Source organism: Bradyrhizobium sp. IC4059, assembly GCF_020193615.1.
GTDB classification, from domain to species: domain Bacteria; phylum Pseudomonadota; class Alphaproteobacteria; order Rhizobiales; family Xanthobacteraceae; genus Bradyrhizobium; species Bradyrhizobium yuanmingense.
Map to the genome: position 1 here is coordinate 194,331 of NZ_JADYVH010000007.1, position 23,087 is coordinate 217,417.

At 65.5% G+C, this 23,087-nt stretch carries 19 protein-coding genes and 1 other RNA gene; 10 read left to right on the forward strand and 10 right to left on the reverse strand.

Going from position 1 to position 23,087, the window contains the following annotated elements; translation table 11 throughout:
• Positions 1 to 29: 29 nt before the first annotated feature.
• Positions 30 to 593: an orotate phosphoribosyltransferase gene (pyrE, locus tag I6F12_RS22830; RefSeq protein WP_036014130.1), complete on the reverse strand. Its 564-nt coding sequence runs from the start codon at positions 591 to 593 to the stop codon at positions 30 to 32.
• Between the two features lie 184 nt (positions 594 to 777).
• On the opposite strand from pyrE, the gene I6F12_RS22835 reads away from it, so the two are divergent.
• Positions 778 to 1,404 carry a glutathione binding-like protein gene (locus I6F12_RS22835; RefSeq protein WP_036014128.1) on the forward strand — a complete coding sequence of 209 codons (627 nt, stop codon included), beginning with the start codon at positions 778 to 780 and terminating at the stop codon, positions 1,402 to 1,404.
• Between the two features lie 159 nt (positions 1,405 to 1,563).
• Here I6F12_RS22835 and I6F12_RS22840 read toward each other — a convergent pair whose 3' ends face one another.
• The 3 genes from I6F12_RS22840 to I6F12_RS22850 form a co-directional block, all read right to left on the reverse strand.
• Positions 1,564 to 2,199 (reverse strand): LysE family translocator, encoded by a 636-nt coding sequence (locus tag I6F12_RS22840; protein WP_057027515.1) that lies wholly within the window; start codon positions 2,197 to 2,199, stop codon positions 1,564 to 1,566.
• A gap of 270 nt (positions 2,200 to 2,469) precedes the next feature.
• The gene (polA, locus tag I6F12_RS22845) at positions 2,470 to 5,550 is read right to left on the reverse strand and encodes a DNA polymerase I (protein ID WP_225157258.1); all 3,081 of its coding nucleotides are present in this window, start codon (positions 5,548 to 5,550) and stop codon (positions 2,470 to 2,472) included.
• Between the two features lie 259 nt (positions 5,551 to 5,809).
• Entirely contained in the window at positions 5,810 to 6,877 is a 1,068-nt protein-coding gene (locus tag I6F12_RS22850; RefSeq protein WP_225157259.1) for an acyltransferase family protein, read from the reverse strand.
• A gap of 203 nt (positions 6,878 to 7,080) precedes the next feature.
• Here I6F12_RS22850 and I6F12_RS22855 point away from each other — a divergent pair, with 203 nt between their 5' ends.
• The 4 genes from I6F12_RS22855 (at position 7,081) to I6F12_RS22870 (ending at position 13,324) form a co-directional block, all read left to right on the forward strand.
• Entirely contained in the window at positions 7,081 to 8,397 is a 1,317-nt protein-coding gene (locus tag I6F12_RS22855) for a UDP-glucose/GDP-mannose dehydrogenase family protein (protein WP_225157260.1), read from the forward strand.
• Positions 8,398 to 8,515: 118 nt separating this feature from the next.
• Complete coding sequence (gene hrpB, locus I6F12_RS22860) at positions 8,516 to 10,990, forward strand: ATP-dependent helicase HrpB (RefSeq protein WP_225157261.1); 2,475 nt, start codon at positions 8,516 to 8,518, stop codon at positions 10,988 to 10,990.
• Positions 10,991 to 11,117: 127 nt separating this feature from the next.
• Positions 11,118 to 11,630: a TIGR02281 family clan AA aspartic protease gene (locus tag I6F12_RS22865; RefSeq protein WP_192893366.1), complete on the forward strand. Its 513-nt coding sequence runs from the start codon at positions 11,118 to 11,120 to the stop codon at positions 11,628 to 11,630.
• A gap of 194 nt (positions 11,631 to 11,824) precedes the next feature.
• Positions 11,825 to 13,324, forward strand: a complete 1,500-nt coding sequence (locus I6F12_RS22870; RefSeq protein ID WP_109145461.1) for a phosphomannomutase/phosphoglucomutase — start codon at positions 11,825 to 11,827, stop codon at positions 13,322 to 13,324.
• Between the two features lie 162 nt (positions 13,325 to 13,486).
• Here I6F12_RS22870 and I6F12_RS22875 read toward each other — a convergent pair whose 3' ends face one another.
• From I6F12_RS22875 to I6F12_RS22890, 4 genes are all read right to left on the reverse strand, one after another.
• A complete protein-coding gene (locus tag I6F12_RS22875) occupies positions 13,487 to 13,996 on the reverse strand; it encodes an Lrp/AsnC family transcriptional regulator (RefSeq protein WP_225157262.1) in 510 nt (169 codons plus the stop codon).
• A 97-nt stretch (positions 13,997 to 14,093) separates the two neighbouring features.
• A complete protein-coding gene (locus tag I6F12_RS22880; RefSeq protein WP_225157263.1) occupies positions 14,094 to 15,011 on the reverse strand; it encodes a sugar kinase in 918 nt (305 codons plus the stop codon).
• Between the two features lie 12 nt (positions 15,012 to 15,023).
• On the reverse strand, positions 15,024 to 15,968 hold the full coding sequence (gene nudC / locus I6F12_RS22885; protein WP_036026487.1) for an NAD(+) diphosphatase: 945 nt from the start codon (positions 15,966 to 15,968) through the stop codon (positions 15,024 to 15,026).
• A 10-nt stretch (positions 15,969 to 15,978) separates the two neighbouring features.
• On the reverse strand, positions 15,979 to 16,398 hold the full coding sequence (locus I6F12_RS22890) for an HIT family protein (protein WP_036041788.1): 420 nt from the start codon (positions 16,396 to 16,398) through the stop codon (positions 15,979 to 15,981).
• 199 nt (positions 16,399 to 16,597) lie between these two features.
• Between I6F12_RS22890 and ffs the strand changes: the two genes are divergently transcribed.
• The 5 genes from ffs to I6F12_RS22915 all read left to right on the forward strand — a co-directional run bounded on the left by ffs (position 16,598) and on the right by I6F12_RS22915 (position 20,099).
• Positions 16,598 to 16,694: signal recognition particle sRNA small type (gene ffs, locus I6F12_RS22895), an RNA gene on the forward strand.
• 95 nt (positions 16,695 to 16,789) lie between these two features.
• The gene (locus tag I6F12_RS22900) at positions 16,790 to 18,625 is read left to right on the forward strand and encodes a DNA polymerase III subunit gamma/tau (RefSeq protein WP_225157264.1); all 1,836 of its coding nucleotides are present in this window, start codon (positions 16,790 to 16,792) and stop codon (positions 18,623 to 18,625) included.
• A 26-nt stretch (positions 18,626 to 18,651) separates the two neighbouring features.
• On the forward strand, positions 18,652 to 18,972 hold the full coding sequence (locus tag I6F12_RS22905; RefSeq protein WP_036014105.1) for a YbaB/EbfC family nucleoid-associated protein: 321 nt from the start codon (positions 18,652 to 18,654) through the stop codon (positions 18,970 to 18,972).
• Position 18,973: 1 nt separating this feature from the next.
• On the forward strand, positions 18,974 to 19,576 hold the full coding sequence (recR, locus tag I6F12_RS22910; protein WP_036026497.1) for a recombination mediator RecR: 603 nt from the start codon (positions 18,974 to 18,976) through the stop codon (positions 19,574 to 19,576).
• A gap of 88 nt (positions 19,577 to 19,664) precedes the next feature.
• Positions 19,665 to 20,099 carry a hypothetical protein gene (locus I6F12_RS22915; protein ID WP_036014102.1) on the forward strand — a complete coding sequence of 145 codons (435 nt, stop codon included), beginning with the start codon at positions 19,665 to 19,667 and terminating at the stop codon, positions 20,097 to 20,099.
• Positions 20,100 to 20,233: 134 nt separating this feature from the next.
• Here I6F12_RS22915 and I6F12_RS22920 read toward each other — a convergent pair whose 3' ends face one another.
• Together I6F12_RS22920 and rmuC are read right to left on the reverse strand one after the other, a co-directional pair.
• Positions 20,234 to 21,595: an MFS transporter gene (locus I6F12_RS22920; RefSeq protein WP_036026499.1), complete on the reverse strand. Its 1,362-nt coding sequence runs from the start codon at positions 21,593 to 21,595 to the stop codon at positions 20,234 to 20,236.
• 193 nt (positions 21,596 to 21,788) lie between these two features.
• On the reverse strand, positions 21,789 to 22,988 hold the full coding sequence (rmuC, locus tag I6F12_RS22925) for a DNA recombination protein RmuC (protein WP_225157265.1): 1,200 nt from the start codon (positions 22,986 to 22,988) through the stop codon (positions 21,789 to 21,791).
• Between the last annotated feature and the right edge of the window lie 99 nt (positions 22,989 to 23,087).

The window sequence follows — 23,087 nt, forward strand, 5'->3', positions numbered from 1 at the left end:
GGCACGACGGCGGAGAAATTTCCGCCACTTCACCCCTTCAAGAATTCCGACGCCTTGTACAGCGAGCGGAACGGCAGGCCAGCCGCACCGAACGTGTCGGTGGCGCCTTCCTCGCGATCGACCATGGTCAGCACCAGCACGACATTGGCCCCGGCCTCGCGCACCGATTCCACCGCCTTCATCGCCGAGCCGCCCGTGGTGGTGACGTCCTCGACGATCACGACGCGCTTGCCCGCCAGCGTCTCGCCCTTGGGCAGGCCCTCGATCGCGAGCTTCGCGCCGTGCTCCTTCGGCTTCTTGCGCACGAAGAAGGCCGCGATCGGATGCCCCTTGATCCAGGAGATCTGCGCCAGCGCGCCGGCGAGCGGCACCGCGCCCATCTCGAGCCCGCCGATAAAATCGAGCTGGTCGTCTTTGAGCGCCTCGTAAGTCAGCTCGGCGAGCAGCGTTGCGCCCTCGGGGTCGAGCATGGTCGGCTTGAGGTTGAAGTAGAAATCGCTCTTGCGGCCCGACGCGAGCGTCACCTCGCCGCGGCCGAATGAGCGCCGGCGGATGATCTCGAACAGGCGGGCGCGGGAGGCGGATTTCGACACGGCGGTCCCTCAAACAGCGTTTTTGGTGGGGGCGGAATTTATCCGCGACCGACGCGACATTCCAGAGGGGGCGTCTCCCGTCAACAGGGATCGGCCATCCCGGCCCAAAGGTTGTGAGGGCGCAACCTTCTGGAGTAGGTGAGGGGGCAAGCCTTCGGGCACGCCTCTTGGGGAAGGACACGGAATGACCATCGAGCTCTATACCTGGAACACGCCGAACGGCCGCAAGATCTCGGTCGCGCTGGAGGAGATGGGGCTGCCCTATAAGGTGATCCCGGTGAACATCACCAAGGGCGAGCAGATGGCGCCCGAGTTCCTCAAGCTCTCGCCCAACAACAAGATCCCCGCGATCGTCGACCCCGAGGGGCCTGAGGGCAAGCCCGTCAGCATCTTCGAATCCGGCGCGATCCTGCTCTATCTCGGCGAAAAGACCGGCAAATTCCTGCCGAAATCGCTTATCCAACGCATTCCGGTCTACGAATGGCTGATGTGGCAGATGGGCGGCTTCGGCCCGATGCCCGGCCAGGTACACCATTTCATCGCACTCGAGAACGAGCAGGACCGGGCCTACGGCCTGAAGCGCTTCATGGCCGAGACGCGCCGGCTCTATGGTGTGCTCGACCGCCGCCTCGAGGGGCACGACTTCGTCGCCGGCGAGCTCTCGGTTGCCGATTTTGCCATCCTGGGCTGGGCTTGGCGCCATCCTCGCCACAAGGTTGATCTGGCCGACTTCCCCAACGTCAAGCGCTGGTACGAGGCCCTGATGGCGCGCCCGGCCGTGAAGCGGGGGATGGAGGCGAAGCTGGATTAAGCTCTCTTCTCCCTCTCCCCGTTCTTACGGGGAGAGGGTTGGGGTGAGGGGCCTCTCTCCCCATGCGAGATGGTCGAGAGACCTGTACCCCCTCACCCGAATTCGATCTGCGATCGAATTCGACCTCTCCCCGCAGGCGGGGTGAGGTGAAGACCATCCTCACACCCTCTTCGCTTCCACCGCCATCCGCACCGCGAGTCCCGCCAGCACGGTGCCCATCAGCCAGCGTTGCACCAGCATCCAGCTCGGCCGGTTCGCCAGGAACAGCGCGATCGATCCGGCCGCGAGCGCGATCATCGCGTTGACGCTGACGCTGATCGCGATCTGGATCGCGCCCAGCACCACCGACTGCGTGAGCACGCTGCCCGCTGTGGGATCGATGAACTGCGGCAGCAGCGCCAGATACAGCATCGCGATCTTCGGGTTGAGCAGGTTGGTGATGAAGCCCATCACGAACAATTTGCGCGGGCTGTCGACCGCGAGCTTCCTCACCTGGAACGGCGAGCGTCCGCCCGGCTTCACCGCCTGCCAGGCGAGCCACAGCAAATAGCCGGCACCGGCAAAGCGCAGCGCGTCATAGGCGAAAGGAATGGCGAGCAACAGCGCCGTGATACCGAACGCCGCGCACAGCATGTAGAACACGAAGCCGAGCGCCACGCCGCCGAGCGAGACGATGCCGGCCGCGCCGCCTTGCGTGATCGAGCGCGAGATCAGGTAGATCATGTTCGGTCCCGGCGTGAGCACGAGGCCGAGGCTGACGAGGGCGAAGCCGAGCAAGGCGGAGGTGTGGGGCATGGTTGAACCGGTGCGGGAGATGGCACGGTTCTAGTATGCGCGGGATCGCGCGGCCATCGCGCAATTGCTCGGAGGACAATCGAGGTCTTGCGCCGGTGTGCTCCCTCGCCCCGGTTCTTACGGGGCCGGGACGAGCTTCGCTCGCCCTGAGAGGGTTGGGGTGAGGGGCTTTCTCCACACGGGCGGTCGTCGATAGACCTGCACCCCCTCACCCGGATCGGAAGGGCGATCCGACCTCTCCCCGCAAGCGGGGAGAGGTAAGGAAGTGCGCTAATGCGCCTCGTCCCAATTGTTCGCGGCGCGGGCGTCGACATGCAGCGGCACCGAGAGCAGCACGGCCGGGAACGGCGCATCCTGCATCACCTTCTGCACGACGGGGAGCGTTGCCTCGACCTCGTCGTCCGGCACCTCGAAGATCAATTCGTCGTGCACCTGGAGCAGCATCTGCGCCGACAGCTTCCTCGCGGCCAGCGCATCCTCCACGCGCGTCATGGCGCGGCGGATGATGTCGGCGGCGGTGCCCTGAAGCCGCGCGTTGATCGCGGCGCGCTCGTTGAAGGCGCGCACCGAGGCATTCGAAGCCTTGATGTCGGGGTAGTGGCACTTGCGGCCGAACAGCGTGGTGACGTAGCCGTGGTTGCGGCAGAAATCGCGCGTCTCGTCCATATAGGCGCGGATGCCGGGGAACCGCTCGAAATACTTCTTGATGTAGGCGGAGGCTTCCTCGCGCGCGATGCCGAGCTGGTTGGCGAGGCCGAAGGCGGAGATGCCGTAGATGATGCCGAAATTGATCGCTTTCGCGCGGCGGCGGATCTCGCTCGGCATGCCCTTGATCGGCACACCGAACATTTCCGACGCGGTCATGGCGTGAATGTCGAGCCCATCGCGGAACGCCTGCTTCAGCACCGGAATGTCGGCGATCTCGGCCAGCAGCCGCAGCTCGATCTGTGAATAATCGGCCGAGACCAGCTTGTGCCCGGGCGTGGCGATGAAGGCGCGGCGGATCTTGCGGCCGTCCTCGGTACGCACCGGAATGTTCTGCAGGTTCGGCTCGTTCGACGACAAGCGCCCCGTCGTGGTCGCAGCCAGCGCGTAGGTGGTGTGCACGCGGTGGGTCTGCGGGTTGACGTAGGTCGGCAGCGCGTCGGTGTAGGTCGATTTCAGCTTGGAGACCTGGCGCCACTCCAGAATCTTCTTCGGGAAGTCGTGGCCCTGCTCGGCGAGCTCGTCGAGCACCTGTGCGGTGGTCGACCACGCGCCGGTCTTGGTCTTGGTGCCGCCAGGCAATCCCATCTTACCGAACAGGATGTCGCCGATCTGCTTGGGGCTGCCGACATTGACCGGCTCGCCCGCGATCTCCTGGATCTCGGCCTCGACGCGCGCTGCGGTCTGGGCGAAGTCGCCGGACAGACGCGACAGCACCTGGCGGTCGATCGAGATGCCGCGCCGCTCCATACGCGCAAGCACGGAGACCAGCGGCCGCTCCAGCGTCTCGTAGACCGCACTCATGTGCTCGGAAACCAGGCGCGGCTTCAGCACGCGCCACACCCGCAACGCAATGTCGACGCCTTCGGCTGACAGCGGTGCGGCCTTGTCGATCGGCACCTGGTCGAAGGTGATCTTGCCCTTGCCGCTGCCGAGCAGCTCGCTTTCCTTCAGCATGGCATGGCCGAACCAGCGCTCCGACAACGATTCCAGCGCATGCGAGCCGCGGCCGGCATCGAGCACGTAGGAGATCAGCAGCGCATCGTCGATGTTGCGCAGGGTGATGCCGTGCTGTGCCAGCATCACGGCCGTGAACTTGACGTCGAAGCCGATCTTGAGGATGCCCGCCGATTCCAGCACCGGCCGCAGCGCTTGCAGCGCGTCGTCATGCTTGACCTGGTCCGGCGCAAGGCCGGCATCGAACAGGCCGGCGCCGCCGCCGGATTGCTTGTGCGCCAGCGGCACGTAGCAGGCCTCGTTCGGCGCCAGCGCCAGCGCGATGCCGCAGAGATCGGCCTGCATCGGATCGATCGAGCTCGCTCTCGTCTCGATCGCGACATGGCCGGCGTCATGGATGCGCGCGATGAAGGCGTCGAGCTCCTTCAGCGTCTTGATGGTCTGGTATTTGCCGCGATCGACAGGAAGCTTGCGCAGCGCCTCTTCGCGTGCGGCGGCGAGCGAGATCGGCGCCCCCTTCGGGCTCGCAGCCTTGTCCTCCTTGCCTGCCGACTTGTTGGGCTGGTTCGGCCGGGCCGGCGCCGGAGTTCCCGTGCCTGGTGTGGGCACCACGTCCGAGGGCGGCAGCGTCGTGAACACGCTGGCGCCGCTGGCGTAGCCGGGATCGGCATCGACATTGGCGGGATCGATCTGCGCATATTCGGCGACGCGCCGCGTCAGCGTCGTGAATTCCATCGCCTTGAGGAAGGCGATCAGCTTGCGCGCGTCGGGCTCGTGGACGGCGAGGTCGTCCAGCGGCACCTCCAGCTCGACCTTGTCGTCGAGCAGCACGAGTTGCCGCGAGATGCGCGCCTTCTCCGCATTCTCGAGCAGCGCCTCGCGCCGCTTGGGCTGCTTGATCTCGCCGGCGCGGAACAGCAATTGGTCGAGATCGCCATATTCGGTGATCAGCTGCGCCGCGGTCTTGATGCCGATGCCGGGTACGCCCGGCACGTTGTCGGTGGAATCGCCCGCGAGCGCCTGCACCTCGACCACCTTGTTCGGCGGCACGCCGAACTTCTCGATCACCTCTGATATGCCGATGCGGCGGTCCTTCATGGTGTCGTACATCGTGACGCAATCGGTGACGAGCTGCATCAGGTCCTTATCGGACGACACGATGGTGGCGCTGGCGCCGCGCTCGCAGGCTTGGCGCACATAGGTCGCGATGAGATCGTCGGCCTCGAAGCCGATCTGTTCCAGGCAGGGCAGGTCGAAGGCGCGCACGGCTTCGCGGATCAGCGCGAATTGCGGAATGAGATCGTCGGGGGCCGGCGGCCGGTGCGCCTTGTAGTCCGGATAGATCTTGTTGCGGAAGGTGATCTCCGACTTATCGAAGATGATGGCCAGATGCGTCGGCCGATTGTCCTCGGGCATCTCACGGAGCAGCTTCCACAGCATGTTGCAGAAGCCGAGCACGGCGTTGACCTGGAGCCCGTCGGATTTGCGGTTCAGCGGCGGCAGCGCGTGATAGGCGCGGAAGATGTAGGAGGAACCGTCGACCAGGAAGACATGGTCGCCCTTTCCGGCCGCCTTCGCCGCGACCGGTTTGGCAGCAGCCTTGGCAACAGCGGGCTTGGTCTCTGCGGCAGCTTTCGGCGCGGCCTTGGTGTCAGCTTTGGCGGTGGTCTTCGGAGATGTCTTGGGCATGGCCGCAATGTATGAATTTTTGCGGACTTTGACAGCCTTGGGAGGCGGATTTTTGGGCCGGTAGCGCGACTAATCCCCGCTGTCATTCCCCGCGACCCGGCTACGCCAAGGCTTCGCCGAGGTCTCGGTCTTGGGCACGCCGAAGCTCTAGCGTAGGCGGCAAGCGGGGAATCCAGTACGCCGCGGCTTCTCGGCTCAATCAATGCTCTCGGCGTACTGGGTCGCCCGGTCGAGCCGGGCGACGACACCGAGAGGGCAGCTACTCCGCTGCCTGTAACCGCACGCCCGCCTTCCTCGGCGCGATCCAGAACGCATCGGGCCGCTCGAACAGGAAGCGCGCATTGAGGCGGAGCGCGACCTGCCAGATCGCCAGCGCACCGAGCACGCCGGCGATAGTGACGAGCAGCGACACCGTGCCGATATCAGGAATGATGCCCGTGCGCAGCAGCAGCGTCCGCGTCGCCGCCATCGGCAAGAAGAAGGCGAGATAGATCACGATCGAATGCTCGCCGCAGAAGCGGAGGAAGTTGAGCCAGTGCGCCCGCGCGAGCAGCGTGCCCGCGGCGATGATGGCGCAGGCGCCGGCGAAGCCGAGCGCGAGCGAGACGATCGCCCACTCGCTGGCGCCCGCTGCGACGAGGCCGGCATTGATCAGCGCCCAGGCAGCGAGCGCTGCAAGCGCCAGCGCCGGATGCTTCCGCGCCCGGTCCGACAGGGCGAACACGTAGGGCGCGAACAAATAGCCCGAATAGAAATAGATGAAGCGTGCGCAGAACTCGTCGATGGCGGTCCAGCCGGTCGTGATGTGCGCGGTCTCCAGCGCGGCGGCGACGAGCCAGACCGCGAGCGATGGGACCTTGCGTGTCAGTTTCGTGACGACGAAGAAGACCGGCAACAGATAGATGAACCACAGCGTGCCGAACGGCTCGATGAAAGATTCGAGATACAGCAGGCCAACATGCTGCCAGCTGGTCTCGGCCGCAAAGGCCGGGGCCTTGAAACCAAATTGGATTGTCACCCAGACGACATAAAAATAGGCGAAATGCACCACCTTGCGGTCGAGATAGGTTCGCCAGTCCCGATCGATCACCAGGGACAGGAACAAGCCCGAAATCAGAAAGAAATCCGGCATCCGGAACGGCTTTGCGAAGGCTACGAGCACGTGCATGAACCCGGTCTGCCCGGCGGCAAGCTCCACCCCCAGCACCGAATGCATCATCACCACCATGACGATGCAGATGCCCTTGGCGTAGTCGACCCAGTCGATACGCGCGCCCGAAGCGGCCGTGGAGGGGCTGGCCGCCGCGATTGTGCCTGATCGTGCCATGGTGTCCCTTTTCGAGGCGCGTTCCGCCCGTGCCTGTGCGGGCCTGGGGCAGTTTGGAGCCCAGTAGTTTCCGACTTCTTTACCGGTTCAAATCGCGGGCCGGTTTTTGCATGCGGACTGTTCCATGGCCTCGGGAAAATGCTAAACCGCCCCGGATTGGGCTGAGTTGGACGTCCGTTAACCAAGCTGGAACAGGATTTTTCATGCGAATTGCGATGATCGGCACGGGCTATGTGGGATTGGTGTCCGGCGCCTGCTTTGCGGATTTCGGCCACGACGTCACCTGCGTCGACAAGGACGAGAGGAAGATCGCGGCACTCCATCGCGGCGAGATCCCGATCTACGAGCCTGGCCTCGACGAGCTGGTCGCGAACAATGTGAAAGCCAAGCGGCTCGACTTCACCACCGACCTGAAGCAGCCGGTCGCCGATGCCGATGCCGTGTTCATCGCGGTCGGCACGCCCTCGCGCCGCGGCGACGGACACGCCGACCTGTCTTACGTCTACGCCGCCGCGAAAGAGATCGCGCAGTCGCTTTCCGGCTTCACCGTGGTGGTGACGAAATCGACCGTGCCGGTCGGCACCGGCGACGAGGTCGAGCGCATCATCCGCGAGGCCAATCCCAAGGCCGACGTGGTTGTCGCCTCGAACCCTGAGTTCCTGCGCGAGGGTGCGGCGATCCGCGATTTCAAATTCCCGGATCGCATCGTGGTCGGCACCTCCGACGAGCGCGGCCGCAAGGTGATGGGCGACATCTACCGTCCGCTGTCGCTGAACCAGGCGCCGCTGATGTTCACCGCGCGCCGCACCGCCGAGATGATCAAATACGCCGCCAACGCGTTCCTCGCGACCAAGATCACCTTCATCAACGAGATCGCCGATCTGTCCGAGAAGGCCGGCGCCAACGTTCAGGAGGTCGCGCGCGGCATCGGGCTCGACAACCGCATCGGCACGAAATTCCTGCATGCCGGTCCCGGCTTCGGCGGCTCGTGCTTCCCGAAGGACACGAAGGCTCTGATCAAGATCGCGCAGGACTACGACGTCTCCTTGCGCATCGTCGAATCGGTGCTGGCGGTCAACGAGAACCGCAAGCGCGCGATGGCGCGCAAAGTGAGCCAGGCGCTCGGCGGCAATCTGCGCGGCAAGACCGTTGCGGTGCTGGGCCTCACCTTCAAGCCCGACACCGACGACATGCGCGATGCGCCGTCGATCCCGCTGGTAACGGGCCTGATCGACATGGGCGCGAAGGTGAAGGCGTTCGATCCCGTCGGCATGGAGCAGGCCAAGGGCGAATTGCCCGATATCACCTATTGCGAGGACGCCTATGCCTGCGCGCAAGGCGCCGACGCTCTCGTCATCGTCACCGAATGGGTCCAGTTCCGCGCGCTCGATCTCGACCGGTTGAAGGCGACCATGGCGCAGCCGGTCGTCGTCGACCTCCGCAACATCTACCGCCCCGAAGACATGGAAGCCGCCGGCTTCGTCTACGAGAGCGTCGGTCGGCCGGCGGTGCAGGGCTGATCGTTCCCAGCTCCACATAAATTCGTCATGGCCGGGCTTGTCCCGGCCATCCACGTCTGTTTTCTGGTCGAGGACGTGGATGCCCGGGACAAGCCCGGGCATGACGAGTGGATAGATCTTGCCCCGCAGTTTCGACACGCCCCTCCCGATCGATGCCGTGCTCGACGATTTGTCGCGTACGCTGGAGGCCAGCAACGCCGCAGTGCTGGTGGCCTCTCCCGGCGCCGGCAAGACCACGCGCGTGCCGCTGGCCTTGCTCGATGCGCCCTGGGCCAAGGACAAGAAGATCATCGTGCTGGAGCCGCGCCGCATCGCCGCGCGCGCCAGTGCCGACCGCATGGCCAAATCGCTCGGCGAGCGCGCCGGCGAAACCGTCGGCTATCGTGTCCGCTTCGGCTCGAAGATCTCGCGCGCGACGCGCATCGAGGTGGTGACCGAGGGCATCTTCACCCGCCAGATCCTCGACGATCCCGAACTCTCCGGCGTTGCCGCGATCCTGTTCGACGAATTCCACGAGCGCTCGCTCGACGCCGACATGGGCCTCGCGCTGGCGCGTGATGCGCAAACCGGCTTGCGCGAGGATTTGCGCATCCTGGTGATGTCGGCGACGCTCGACGGTGCGCGGGTGGCAAGGCTGCTCGGCGATGCCCCCGTCGTCGAGAGCGAGGGCCGTGCGTTTCCGGTCGAGACACGCTATCTCGGCCGCAAGGCGGACGCGCCGATCGAGCGGCAGATGGCGGATGCGATCGCATCTGCGCTGCGCGCCGATAGCGGCTCGGTGCTGGCCTTCCTGCCAGGCGCCGCCGAGATCCGCCGCACGCAGAATTTCCTCTCCGAGCGCGTGCAGGACGCCTCCGTCGAGATCGTGCCGCTGTTCGGCGCGCTCGATGCCGCCGTGCAGGATCGCGCCATCGCGCCGGCACCCAAGGGCACGCGCAAGGTGGTGCTGGCAACCTCGATCGCGGAGACCTCGCTCACCATCGAGGGCGTGCGTATCGTCGTCGATAGTGGTCTTGCCCGCGTGCCGCGCTATGAGCCCGATATCGGCCTGACGCGACTCGAGACCGTGCGCGCCTCGCGCGCGGCGGTGGACCAGCGCCGCGGCCGTGCCGGCCGCACCGAGCCCGGCGTCTGCTACCGGCTCTGGGACGAGCCGCAGACCGCATCGCTCGCGCCGTACACCCAGCCGGAAATCCTCAGCGCCGACCTGTCCTCGCTGGTGCTCGATCTGGCGCAATGGGGCGTCAGCGATCCCGCGGCTCTATCGTTCCTCGATCCGCCGCCGCAGCCGGCCTGGAAGGAAGCCAAGAGCCTGCTGAGCGAGCTAAACGCGCTCGACGGCGACGGCCGCATCACCGCCGAAGGCAAGAGCTTGCGTGCGTTGGCGCTGCCGCCTCGGCTGGCGCGCATGATCGTGGATTCGCATCGCGCCGGCGAGGGCCAGGCCGCCGCCGAGATCGCGGCCATCATCACCGAGCGCGGCCTTGGCGGCGACAGCGTCGATCTCGAGCACCGCCGCGACCAGTTCCGCCGCGACCGCTCACCACGCGCGGCAAGCGCGCGCGATCTCGCGCACCGCTGGGCTTCGCAGGTCGCGGCGTCGGAGAAGGTGGCGCAGCAGGAGGATCTCTCGACCGGCCTGATGCTCGCCTATGCGTTCCCGGACCGCGTCGCGCGCAATCGCGGCAATGGCAGCTTCGTGCTGGCCAACGGTCGCGGCGCCTCTGTCGAGCAGACCTCCTCACTCGCCCGTGCGCCCTACATTGCGATCGGTGAGATGACGGGGACGGCGGCGAGCGGACGCATCTTGCTCGCCGCGCAAATCGCCGAGGACGAGATCGAGCGGCATTTCGCCGAGCATATCGAGACCGCCGACGAGATCTCCTTTGATCGCGGCGCGATGGCGCTGCGGGCGCGGCGCAGGCGCGTGCTGCACGCAATCACCCTGTCCGAGGCGACGCTTTCAGTGTCGCCCTCGGAGGACACCGCGCGCATCTTTGCCGAAGGACTGATTGCGGCCGGCCTCGACCGGCTGCCCTGGTCGAAGGCCGCCAAGCAATGGCGTGATCGCGTGATGTTCCTGCGCAAGGCCGAGGGCGACAGCTGGCCCGACCTGTCGGAAGACGGCCTGATCGCGCGGCGCGATGATTGGCTGGTGCCGGCGCTCTACGACAAGATCGCGCTCAAGGACATCTCCGCGGGCGATCTCTCCGATGCCCTGATGGCGCTGTTACCGTGGGAGATGCGCGCACGGCTCGATCGCGAGGCGCCGACCCATTTCGAGGCGCCTACGGGGAGCGTGCTCGCGATCGACTACGAGGCCGAGCAGGGACCGACCATCGCGGTGCGGCTGCAGGAATTGTTCGGCCTCAACACCCATCCCTCGATCGCCGCCGGCAAGGTGCCGCTGGTGCTGGAATTGCTGTCGCCGGCCCAGCGTCCGGTGCAGGTGACGCGCGATCTGCCCGGCTTCTGGCGCGGCAGCTACGCCGCCGTCCGCTCCGACCTGCGCGGCCGCTACCCGCGTCACCCCTGGCCCGACGATCCCGCGAGCGCCGTGCCGACAAGGCGGGCGAAGCCGCGCGGGACGTGAGAACTCGCAACCGGCATTAACCCTCCGCTCATCCTTTTCGTCAAAATGACAGGAGCCCCGGCGTGCCTTCGCTCGCCGCCGGCCTCGTCGCGTGATGAAATCGAGCTTTCGGCTCGGAAGTGGTGTGATGCGTAACATTATGATCATCGCGGCCGTCATGATCGGCCTCGGCACCTTCATGGCGCAGATGGCGGACAAGATGAGCTCGGCTTCCGCCACGTCAGTGCCGCGCACGACGGTCGCAGTCGCGGCCACAGCGCCGGCCGGCGGCCGCAGCCTGGCCATTGGCCGTGACGCCCGCGGTCATTTCCAGACCGAGGGCCGGATTGACGGCCAGCGCATCGGCTTCATGATCGATACCGGCGCCTCCGTCGTTGCGCTGAACGAGACCTCGGCCGCCCGGTTTGGTCTCCGTCCCTCGCGCGGCGAGTACAACGCCACCGTCTCCACCGCCAACGGCACCATCAAGGCCGCGCGCACCCGCATCGCCATGCTCGACGTCGGCGGTCTCATCGTGCGCGACGTCGATGCAATGGTCCTGCCGGATGAGGCGCTGTCGGAAAACCTGCTCGGCCTCTCCTTCCTGTCCCGCCTGAAGCGTTTTGAGTACGCCAACGGGCAGATGGTGCTGGAGCAGTAGAGGCGCTGCCCGCGCGACCGCGCAGTCGTCAATTTCAAGAAGTTATTCTTGCTCCGGCCGCCCTTCCGGTAACGTTTCTTCGTTACCAAACTGCCGCAATTATCGGCCATAAGCCTTCATTCCCGCCTTTCGCTGCGGTTTGGCATTCGCTAAGCCTGCAGCAACTCCCGCCCCCCTTTCACGAGACCGACTCAATGTTCCCGAAGCCGAAATCCGTATTATTGCCCAACACCTACGCCTTCGAATCCGAGCCGATGGTGAAGCCGACAGGCTTTCGCGAATACGACGCGCGCTGGTTGTTCCAGAAGGAAATCAACCTGATGGGTGTGCAGGCGCTCGGCATGGGGCTCGGCGCGCTGATCGCCGAGCTCGGCGTCAAACAGGAGATCGTCACCGGCCACGATTTCCGCGGCTACTCGGCCTCGATCAAATACGCGCTGATCTCCGGCCTGATGGCGGCGGGCTGCAAGGTGCACGACATCGGCCTTGCGGTGACGCCGATGGCCTATTTCGCACAGTTCGATCTCGACGTGCCCGCTGTTGCGATGGTCACGGCCTCGCACAACGACAATGGCTGGACCGGCGTGAAGATGGGCGCCAACCGCCCCCTGACCTTCGGCCCCGACGAGATGACGCGGCTGAAGGAAATCGTGCTCAACGCCGAGTTCAAGAACAAGGCCGGCGGCTCCTATCAGTTCCACGAGAATTATCCGGCGCGCTACATCGCCGACCTCACCTCTCGTCCGAAGCTTAAGCGCAAGCTCAAGGTGGTCGCGGCCTGCGGCAACGGCACCGCCGGTGCGTTCGCGCCGCAGGTGCTGGAAGCGATCGGCTGCGAGGTGATCCCGCTCGACACCGAGCTCGACCACACCTTCCCGAAATACAATCCGAATCCGGAAGACATGGAGATGCTGCACGCGATCCGCGACGCGGTGTTGCAGCACAAGGCTGATGTCGGCCTTGGTTTCGACGGTGACGGCGACCGCTGCGGCGTGGTCGACAACACCGGTGAGGAGATCTTTGCCGACAAGGTCGGCGTGATGCTGGCGCGCGACATGTCGGCGATCCACAAGGACGCGCAGTTCATTGTGGACGTGAAATCGACTGGCCTGTTCATCACCGATCCCGTGCTGCAGAAGCAGGGCGCAAAGACCGCCTATTGGAAGACCGGTCATTCCTACATGAAGCGCCGTACCAACGAGACCGGTGCGCTCGCGGGCTTCGAGAAGTCCGGCCACTTCTTCTTCAACAAGCCCTATGGCCGCGGCTATGACGACGGCCTGGTCTCGGCGCTCGCGATCTGCGACATGCTCGACCGCGCGCCCGGCAAGTCGATGGCCGATCTGAAGAACGCGCTGCCGAAGACCTGGTCGTCGCCGACCATGTCGCCGCATTGCGCCGACGAGACCAAATACGGCGTCATCGACAAGGTGGTGAAGCACTTCGAGGACCTGCAAGCAAAGGGTGCGAAGATCGGGGGGCAGGCGATCCGCGATCTCGTCACCGTCAACGGCGTGCGCGTCACGGTCGAGGACGGCAGCTGGGGCCTGGTGCGCGCCTCGTCCAACAAGCCCGAGCTCGTCGTCGTGGTCGAGAGCCCGGTCTCCGAGCAGCGCATGCACGACATGTTCGAGATGGTGAACAGCGTGCTGCGCACGCATCCCGAAGTCGGCGAGTACAATCAGAAGATTTGAGGAGCACCTGAGAGAGGCGCGATCCGTCCCTCTCGCTCCGCTGTCATGCCCCGGCTTGACCGGGGCATCCAGTACCCCGCGGCTTCTCGTTTCTATCACCGGCGTCTGGAATACTGGATCGCCCGATTAAATCGGGCGATGACACTTTCCGCGTGGCGTAAATTAAGCCGCCACCACCGCCGGGATCGGCAGCGCCGTCACCGACTTGATCTTTTCCATCGCGAAGCGCGAGGTGACGTTCTTCAGCGGCACGGCGCTGATCAGCTTCTTGTAGAACACGTCATAGGCCTGCATGTCGGCGACCACGACGCGCAGCATGTAATCGACGTCGCCAGCCATGCGATAGAACTCCATCACCTCCGGCATGGCGCTGACGGCCTCGGCGAACCGTTTCAGCCAGGCATCCGAATGATCGGAGCTCTCGACCGACACGAACACGGAGATGCCGAGCCCGATCTTGTTCTGGTCGACGAGCGCGACGCGCTTGATGATCACGCCGTCGGCCTCCAGGCGCTGGATGCGCTTCCAGCAGGGGGTCGAGGACAGGCCGACTCGGTCGCCGATCTCGGCGACGGAGAGGGAGGCGTCTTCCTGGAGGACCATCAGGATCTTGCGGTCGATGGCGTCGAGGCGGCGGCTGGTCTCGGGAATCTGGACGGCGATATCAGTCATTTGAAGAACTTTGTTTCATTTCAGGGGCAGATTTCCCTGATATAGAGAAAATCTTTCCACGGCAAGCCTATAATCTCGGCGCTTCCATGGCATCGCTCTACGGGCGGTCGCGCAAAAACCTTTCAACTTCAACGCGTTGCGGGGCAGCCAGGCCGCCGCCATGGCGGGTGCATTTCAGCGCTGCGACAGCCGCGGCGAATCGCATCGCTTCCCGCAACCCCTTACCCTCAGCGAGGCCGAGCGCGAACGCGCCATGGAAGACGTCGCCGGCGCCGAGCGTATCGAGCGCCTGGACCGGGAAGGCTGGTGTTTCCTCCAGCGCGCCCGCCTGGTTCAGCCAGATCGTGCCGCGCGGGCCCCTTGTGGCCGCGAGGAAGGCGGGCGTCAGCTCCGCCAGGCGCTTCAAGGCCGCACCGTCGTCAGCGATGCCGGCCGTCTCCTGCAGCTGGGCGCTGGCGAACAGCAGATGCGAGGCGGCCGTGAGCAGGCCGTCCTGCAGCGCCATCGCGCGGTCGACGCCGACGACGACGGGAATGCCGCGCCGGCGTGCCTCGGCGCAAAGCGAGGTCGCGAACGCCGCGCAGCGGCTTTCGACGAGCACCGCCTGACAATCGGCCAGCAAGGCGTCGGCCTCGGGCAGCTTCACGGTCCACAAGGCGGGATCGCGATAGATGGTGAGCGTCCGCTCGCCCGAGGGCTCGATCATGATCGCCGAGACCGGTGTGGTCAGACCCGGCATGCGCACGATGTGTGTGCTATCGACGCCCTCCTGCGCCATCTGCGCGAGGATGAAAGCGCTCGACGTCTCCCGCGCATCGCCCATGGGACCTGCGAACGCGACGCGGCCGCCGAGCCGCGCAACGGCGATAGCGGCATTGAGCGCGTTGCCACCGCAAACCTCGGCGAGATGGCCGGCGTTCGCCTTGCTGCCACGTTCGGGCAAGGCCTCGACGCGCAGGATGAGGTCGCGCACCGGCATGCCGATGCAAAGGATGCGCGGCGCGATCCCGGCCATCGTCGGCTCGGCTCAGGCGCTGCTCTTGTCGTGCACCCAGCGGCCGAGCAGATGATGGGCGATGGCGAAGGGATGCGGACCGGCGAGCCCGTCAGGATGCGTCCGCGTCAGCATCTTCGCCGCCTCCTCGCGCGTGAACCAGCGCGCGTCTTCCAGCTCCATCCGATCGACGACGATGTCCTCGTTCAACGCCCGCGCGCTGCAGCCGATCATCAGCGACGACGGATAGGGCCAGGGCTGGGTCATGTAGTATTGCACGTCGGTGCAGCGGATCCCGGACTCTTCAAAGATTTCGCGGCGCACCGCGTCCTCGATGGTCTCGGCAGCCTCGACGAAGCCGGCGAGGCAGGAATACATCCCTGCCGGAAACTGCTTCTGGCGTCCGAGCAGGCACTTGTCGCCAGACGCCACCAGCATGATCACGACCGGATCGGTGCGCGGAAAATGCTCGGCCTTGCAACTCGGGCAGTCGCGCTTCCAGCCGCCTTCCTTCATGCTGGTGCGTACGCCGCAATTGGCGCAATAGCCGTGGCGCTGATGCCATCCCACCATCGACTTTGCCATCGCGACGGCCGAGAGCTCCTCGGGCGGGATCGCGCCCTGCATCGCCATGCCGCGCAGCTCGGTCACGGTATAATCCTCGCGGCCGACCAGCTTCTCGGCGGCGGCCTGCGACAGGCCCATGCCGAACACGGCCGCACCGTCGCGAAGCCCGAGGAACACCGTGCCGGGATTGGCGCCGCATTTCAGCGCCTCGTCGATTCCGAGCAGCGCCCGCACCTTGTCGCCCTCGCGCTTTACCAGCAGCGAGTCGCGATAGACCACGTAGGCGCGCGAGGATGGCTTCTGCTCCAGCGCGAACAGCTTTTCGTCGTCGCGGCGCAGATGCGCGGCGCGGTCGAGGACGTTGGTGACGAAGGCCGGCTGCCCCAGCGGAAACGCGTTGAATGCTGACATTATTGTTCTTTCAACCCAACCAGATCTTGCGGCGAAGCGCGCTGATGAAATTCTGAACCTCCGCGGCGTCGTGTGCCAGCGGCGGCATCACGCCCCACACCGGCCGTGGCCAGGCGGCGTCACTGGTGCGGCGTGCGATGATGTGGACATGCAGCTGCGGCACGAGGTTGCCGAGCGCGGCGATGTTGAGCTTGTCGCATTTGGTGATCTCCTTCAGCGCGCGCGAGACGCGGGAGATCTCGGTCATCAACTGCGCCTGCTGCACCTCGTCGAGATCGATGATCTCGACCGTATCGGCGCGCCGCGGCACCAGCAGCAGCCAGGGATAATGCGCGTCCTTGATGACCAGCACCTTCGACAGCGGCAGATCGCCGATATCGATGGTGTCCTCTTTCAAGCGGGAGTGCAGCGACCAGGCGGGTTCGGGCATGAAGGCTCTCTGGATTGATTCTTACCGTCGCAGAGACCACGCCCCCAGACAACATCCGTATGCGCCGTGGTCCTTATGCGCCGGACCCGGTGGGACAGGCCGAATGAGGGCGAATTCGGCGCCGGAAGTCCTCAAGCGCCGTCGGAACAGCCCCAGACCCCGCTTGCTTTCCGCTCCCTTTGGCCCCAAATAGGGACCGGGAGATTGGCGGTGGACGAGCCACTCGCCAACCGGGTCAGGTCCGGAAGGAAGCAGCCCTAACGAGGTCCGGATCGGGTCGCTCGTCAGTCTCCTACCTGTTTTTCGAGCGAACCAGCGCCGGCGGCACCAGCCGCCAGCGCGCTCCTTTCCGCAAAAGCCGGCCAAGAGACATTTCATTGCGGATCGACCGATGACCGACGCTGGCGCCCCTCCCGATCCCGACAGCGCCGGCCAGGCCGGCAATGCGCCCTACCGGGTGCTGGCGCGCAAATACCGCCCATCCTCGTTCGACGACCTGATCGGCCAGGAGGCCGTGGTCCGTACCGTCTCCAATGCGTTCGAGACCGGCCGCATTCCGCAGGCCTGGATTCTCACCGGCGTCCGCGGGGTCGGTAAGACCACCACCGCGCGCATTCTCGCCCGCGCACTCAACTATGAGATGCCGGATGGATCGGTGAAGGGGCCGACCATCCACATGCCGACGTTGGGAGTTCATTGCCAGGCGATCATGGAAAGCCGGCACATGGACGTGCTGGAGATGGACGCCGCCTCGCATACCGGCGTCGACGACGTCCGCCAGATCAATGACAGCGTGCGCTATGCCCCGGCCAGCGCCCGCTACAAGGTCTACATCATCGACGAAGTCCACATGCTGTCGACGGCGGCGTTCAACGCCTTCCTGAAGACGCTGGAGGAACCGCCCGAGCACGCCAAGTTCGTGTTCGCGACGACGGAGATCCGCAAGGTTCCGGTCACCGTGCTGTCGCGTTGCCAGCGCTTCGACCTGCGCCGCGTCGAGGCCGACGTGCTGATGAAGCACCTCGCCAGCATTGCGGCGAAGGAAGACGTCGAGATCGAGCCGGAAGCGCTCGGCATCATCGCGCGCGCCGCGGAGGGCTCGGTGCGCGATTCGCTGTCGCTGCTCGACCAGGCGATCGCGCATGCGGCGGGGCAGGTGAAGGCCGATGCCGTCAGGCAGATGCTGGGCCTTGCCGACCGCACCCGGGTCATCGACCTGTTCGAGTCGCTGGCGCGCGGCGACATCGCGTCCGCCTTCAAGGAGTTCCGCGACCAATACGATGTCGGCGCCGATCCCATCGTCGTGCTCTCGGACCTCGCCGAGTTCGTCAATTTCGTCACCCGTGTGAAGGTCATCCCGGCGACCGCCGACAACGTCGCCTATGGCGAGACCGAGCGGGTGCGCGCCAAGGAGTTCGCCTCCAAGATCTCGATGCGCGTGCTGTCGCGGATGTGGCAGATGCTGCTTAAGGGCATCGCCGAGGTGCAGGCCGCAACGCGTCCCGCAGCCGCGGCCGAAATGGTTCTGGTGCGCATCGCCTATGTCGCCGACCTGCCGACGCCCGACGAAGCGATCAGAATGCTCGAGCAGAACGGCGGCGGCTCGCCGGTCGTGAACGGCGGAAGTAGCGCGCGCAACGGCGCGCCGGCCGCGCCGGTTGCCTCCGCAGCGCCGATGTCAGCTGCGCCCGTGCGCATGCCGACAGCCTCGGCTCCAGCGTTTGGCGGTGGCGCCCGGCCGCAGATGGCGGCGCCCGCGCCGGATACGCAAGGGGCGGCGCCCCAGCTGCGCATCGCGAGCTTCACGCAGCTGGTTGCGCTCGCAGGGCAGAAGCGCGACATCATGACCAAGAGCGCGCTCGAAGGCGACATGCGCCTCGTCCGTTTCGAGGAGGGGCGGCTGGAAGTCGCGCTCGAGCCCAACGCTTCCAAGACCATGATCTCGGAACTTGCGAAGAAGTTCGAGCTGTGGACCGGCCGCCGCTGGACCGTGATCGTCTCCAACGAGCAGGGCCAGCCGACTTTGCGCTCGGTGAACCAGGCGGCTAAGCAGGAGCATGCCCGTACCGCGGAAGCCGATCCGCGCGTGCAGGAGGTGCTGTCGCGTTTCCCCGGCGCCAAGGTCGTCGAGGTCCGCAGGCTTGCTCCCGAGACGCCGGAAACCGATATTAACACCGACTATGGCAGCGACGATCCGCCCGACGGTTCCGACGGCGACGATCTCTGAACCATTCTTTCCAAGGACACGCACCCATGGCTGATTTTCTCGGCATGATGAAACAGGCGGCGCAGCTGCAATCCAAGATGCAGGAGATGCAGGACCAGCTCGCCAACGTCGAGGTCGAAGGCATTTCCGGCGGCGGTCTCGTCGCCGTGCGCATGACCGCGAAGATGGACGTCAAGAGCATCAAGATCGATCCTTCGCTGATGAAGGCCGAGGAGCGCGAGGTGCTGGAAGACCTGCTCGTCACCGCCCTCGCTGATGCGCGCCGCAAGGCCGAGACCGCCATGCAGGAGAAGATGCAGGCCCTCACCGGCGGGCTCGGCCTGCCGCCGGGGCTGTTCGGCCAATAAGATGGGCGCTGTTGCAGGTCCCGAGATCGAGCGGCTGGTCCAGCTGCTCGCGCGGCTGCCGGGCCTCGGTCCGCGCTCGGCGCGGCGCGCGGCGCTGCATCTGATCAAGAAGCGCGAAGCGCTGATGATGCCGTTGTCGAGCGCCTTGCAGGTGGCGCTGGACAAGGTCCAGGTCTGCAAGACCTGCGGCAACATCGACACGCAAAACCCCTGCACCGTCTGCACCGATCCGAAGCGCGATCCTGCCATCATCGTCGTCGTCGCCGATGTCGCCGACCTCTGGGCGCTGGAGCGCGCCAATGCCACCCAGGGGCGCTATCACGTGCTGGGCGCGACATTGTCGCCGCTCGACGGCGTCGGCCCGCAGGACCTCACCATCGACGCGCTGGTGGCGCGCGCGCATGATTCGCAAGTGCATGAAATCATCCTAGCGCTGAATGCGACGGTGGACGGTCAGACCACGGCGCATTACATCACCGACCTGCTTCAGGACGCCAATGTGAAGGTGACGCGGCTCGCCCACGGGGTTCCCGTCGGCGGCGAGCTTGATTATCTCGATGAAGGTACGCTATCGGCTGCGATGCGGCAGCGCACCCTGTTCTAGAGCGTTTTCGAGCGAAGTGGATACCGGTTCGCGTGAAGAAAACGCGTCAAAACAGGAATCTCCATCCAGACTTTACGGAACGGACGACATGACGAAACTTTTCGCCACGCGATGGGCTTTGGTCGCGACGATGCTGATGCTGGTGACCCCGGCCATCTCCGCGCAGCAGGGCGACGCGGCGCTGCCGCCGTCCAAGCCCGGCAAGCCGATCAACACTGGCGACGTGCTCTCCGGCGAGCTCAACGCGATGAAGGTGCGCGACGCCAAGAACGGCAAGCGCGTCGCGACCTACCAGATCACGTCCGAGCCGCGCCGCCTGCCGCCGCCGAACGGGCTGTGCAATCTCGAAACCGGCCCTGAGACGTTCCAGCTCGTCACCTCCAGCGAGGCGCAGGCCGCCCAGCTGAAATCCTTCGTCGGCAAGGAGATCTCCGTGAAGGTGGACGAGGTCGCCTGCGCCAGCGATCCCGGCCAGATGAGCGAGGCCGTGATCACGAAGTGGAGCCTGATCAAGAAGCAGTAGGGGTGGAATCGTCTCCCCGATTCCGGTGTCATCGCCCGCGAAGGCGGGCGATCCACTACGCCGCAGCTTCTCGGTCGATCACGACTGTCTCGGAGTACTGGATGCCCCGCCTTCGCGGGGCATGACAGGGGTGCCTACACCCGCACCGGCCCCAGCGCCTCGAAATGCCCGCGCTTCTGCAAATACGCCAGCAGCATCAGGCTCGGGATGGCGACGAGGACGGAGATCGCGAAGAACATCGGCCAGCCCGTCGCCTTCGCCAGATAGCCTGCGCCCGACGACAAATAGGTCCGTCCCACCGCGGCGAGCGCCGTCAGCAGCGCATATTGGGTCGCCGTGTGCAGCGGGTTCTGGCACAGCGCCGAGAGATAGGCGACGAAGATCACGGTGCCGATGGCGTTGCAGAAATTGTCGGAGGTGATCGCGAGGGTCAGCGCCCATTCGTTGACGCCGACAATCGCAAGCCACGAGAACGACAAATTGGACATCGCCTGCACGATGCCGCCGATCCACAGGCTGGTCGCGAGCGAATAGCGTCGGGCCACGAAGCCGCCGGCAAAGCCGCCGGCCAGGGTCGCGATGATGCCGACGCCCTTGACGATCACGGCATAGTCGTTCCGCGTGAAGCCGATGTCGATGACGAACGGCACGGTCATGTTGCCGGAGAACGCGTCGGTGAACTTGAACAGCACGACGAAGGCGAGCACGACCCATGCTTCCTTGCGTCGCAGGAATTCCGAGAACGCGCCCAGCGCCGCATGGAACACCCGCGTGAGCGCGCCCTCGTCCTGCGTGGCGGCCTCGGCGCGCGCGGATTGTGCGGGCTCGGTGGCGGCGAGCGCAGTCGCCGTGCCGATCAGCACCAGAGCCGCCATCACCACATAGCCCCACATCCAGGCGGCCCCACGCGGGACGATCGCCTCGAAGCCGGTGACGATGAACAGGGCGCCTGCAGTCGAGACCAACATGCCGATGCGATAGGCGGCGACATAGGCGGCCATGCCGGCGGCCTGCTCGCTTTCGGGCAGGCTCTCGACGCGGAAAGCATCGACCACGATGTCCTGCGTCGAGGACATCGTCGCGACCAGCAGCGCGCCGAGCGCGACAAGCAGTGGCGAACGTGCCGGATCGGTCAGCGCCAACAGCAGGATCGCGCCGATCAGCAGCAGCTGCGCAAACACCAGCCACCCACGGCGACGTCCGAAGGCATGCGTGAAGAACGGCACATGCAGCGCATCGACCAGCGGCGCCCACAGGAATTTGAGCGTGTATGGCGTTCCAACCAGCGCAAACAGCCCGATCGTTCCAAGATCGACCCCGGCTTCGGCCATCCACACCAGCAGCGTCGATCCCGACAGTGCCAGCGGCAGCCCCGAGGAGAAGCCGAGAAACAGCACGATCAGCACCCGCGGCTGCAGGTAAACAGCAAGGCTGTCGCGCCAGGAGGGCGAGGCGGTGGAAGTCGCGGCGGGGGAGGTCGCGTCGGGTGCGGTCATGGGGGGCGTGTTAGCAGATTCTGGGAGAAAAGACTCTCGCGGTAGCTGGTGAGACGGGAGAGCTTCCAACACGCTCGGTGTCATCGTCCGCGAAGGCGGACGATCCAGTACTCCGCGGCGTCTCGGTTCAACCACTCGGGCTGCGGAATACTGGGTGCCCCGCCTTCGCGGGGCACGACAGTGTGCCCTAGTCTCACTCCCCCGCCTGGAGCTTGCGCGGAAACAGCTCTGCCGCTCCCGTCGCCACCAGGCGCGGCGCCTCCGGCGCATCGCTCTTGCTGAAATCGAGCTCCTCGATTCGCCCTGCGCGCTTTTCGATCTTGTCGGCGGAGATCAGCACCTGGCGGACGTCCTCGTTCACGTCGGCAAAATGCTTTTGCAGCTTAAGCACGCGGTCGCGCAGGCGCCCCAAATCGTCGCCGAGCTTGATCACCTCGGTGCGGATCTGGTCGGCGGCGTCGCGCATGCGCGCGTCTTTCATGATCTGCTGCATCACCTGGATCGCGAGCATCAGCAGCGACGGCGACACCAGCACGACGCGGGCGCGATAGGCCTTCTGGATCACGTCGTCGAAGCTGTCATGGATCTCGGCATAGACCGATTCCGACGGCACGAACATCAGCGCCATCTCCTGGGTCTCGCCGGTGACGAGGTATTTTTCCGCGATGTCGCTGACATGCTTCATCACGTCGCCGCGCAGCCGCTGCGTGGCAACGCGCCGCTCCTCGTCGGTGCGGGCGTCGTGCAGCGCCGTCATCGCCTCCAGCGGAAACTTCGCGTCGATGCACAGCGGGCGCTGATCGGGCAGGAACACGACGCAGTCCGGCCGCTTGCCGGTCGAGAGCGTGAACTGGAACTCGTAGGAGCCCTTGGGCAGACCGTCCTGGACGATTGCCTCCATCCGCGCCTGGCCGAAGGCGCCGCGCGACTGCTTGTTGGCGAGTACGTCGCGCAGAGTGGTCACCTGCGTGGTGAGGTCGGTGAGGTTCTTGTGCGCGTTGTCGATGATGCCGAGCCGTTCATGCAGCGCGCGCAGGCTCTCCATGGTGTTGCGGGTCGAATGTTCCATGGACTGGCCGACTCGATGCGTCACCGAATCAAGCCGCTCGTTGACCGCGCGCGCCATCTCGGCCTGGCGTCCCGCCAGCGCCTGGGTCATGGCGTCGACCCGCCCCGAGGCCTCGCTCTGGGCGTGCAGCACCTGGGCGAGCCGCTCCTCGAGCTCGTCGGCCCGGATCGCGTTCGCCATGGCGAGTTCCGCGCCACGCCGCCCCGAGCGCGCGATCACGACCGCAATCACAACCAGCAGGATGAGGACGAGCGCACCGAAGCCGATCAGCGCATCGACGATGCGCACCGGCCAGTCGCCCAGCATGACAATGATCTCGTTCATGCCGCCTTGTAGCCGATTCGCTGCGCTCTCGCGAACGAAGAGGGAACATTCTGGGTTAACCGGCCCCTAATTTTCATGGTTAATGAAAGGTGAAGTTTT

Bases quoted from the DNA above. Each gene is read 5' to 3' on its own strand.
- I6F12_RS22835 (WP_036014128.1), top strand. From the start codon at position 778: ATGACCATCGAGCTCTATACCTGGAACACGCCGAACGGCCGCAAGATC.
- I6F12_RS22840 (WP_057027515.1), bottom strand. From the start codon at position 2,199: ATGCCCCACACCTCCGCCTTGCTCGGCTTCGCCCTCGTCAGCCTCGGC.
- polA (WP_225157258.1), bottom strand. From the start codon at position 5,550: ATGCCCAAGACATCTCCGAAGACCACCGCCAAAGCTGACACCAAGGCC.
- I6F12_RS22850 (WP_225157259.1), bottom strand. From the start codon at position 6,877: ATGGCACGATCAGGCACAATCGCGGCGGCCAGCCCCTCCACGGCCGCT.
- I6F12_RS22855 (WP_225157260.1), top strand. From the start codon at position 7,081: ATGCGAATTGCGATGATCGGCACGGGCTATGTGGGATTGGTGTCCGGC.
- I6F12_RS22865 (WP_192893366.1), top strand. From the start codon at position 11,118: ATGCGTAACATTATGATCATCGCGGCCGTCATGATCGGCCTCGGCACC.
- I6F12_RS22870 (WP_109145461.1), top strand. From the start codon at position 11,825: ATGTTCCCGAAGCCGAAATCCGTATTATTGCCCAACACCTACGCCTTC.
- I6F12_RS22875 (WP_225157262.1), bottom strand. From the start codon at position 13,996: ATGACTGATATCGCCGTCCAGATTCCCGAGACCAGCCGCCGCCTCGAC.
- I6F12_RS22880 (WP_225157263.1), bottom strand. From the start codon at position 15,011: ATGGCCGGGATCGCGCCGCGCATCCTTTGCATCGGCATGCCGGTGCGC.
- nudC (WP_036026487.1), bottom strand. From the start codon at position 15,968: ATGTCAGCATTCAACGCGTTTCCGCTGGGGCAGCCGGCCTTCGTCACC.
- I6F12_RS22890 (WP_036041788.1), bottom strand. From the start codon at position 16,398: ATGCCCGAACCCGCCTGGTCGCTGCACTCCCGCTTGAAAGAGGACACC.
- I6F12_RS22900 (WP_225157264.1), top strand. From the start codon at position 16,790: ATGACCGACGCTGGCGCCCCTCCCGATCCCGACAGCGCCGGCCAGGCC.
- I6F12_RS22905 (WP_036014105.1), top strand. From the start codon at position 18,652: ATGGCTGATTTTCTCGGCATGATGAAACAGGCGGCGCAGCTGCAATCC.
- recR (WP_036026497.1), top strand. From the start codon at position 18,974: ATGGGCGCTGTTGCAGGTCCCGAGATCGAGCGGCTGGTCCAGCTGCTC.
- I6F12_RS22915 (WP_036014102.1), top strand. From the start codon at position 19,665: ATGACGAAACTTTTCGCCACGCGATGGGCTTTGGTCGCGACGATGCTG.
- I6F12_RS22920 (WP_036026499.1), bottom strand. From the start codon at position 21,595: ATGACCGCACCCGACGCGACCTCCCCCGCCGCGACTTCCACCGCCTCG.
- rmuC (WP_225157265.1), bottom strand. From the start codon at position 22,988: ATGAACGAGATCATTGTCATGCTGGGCGACTGGCCGGTGCGCATCGTC.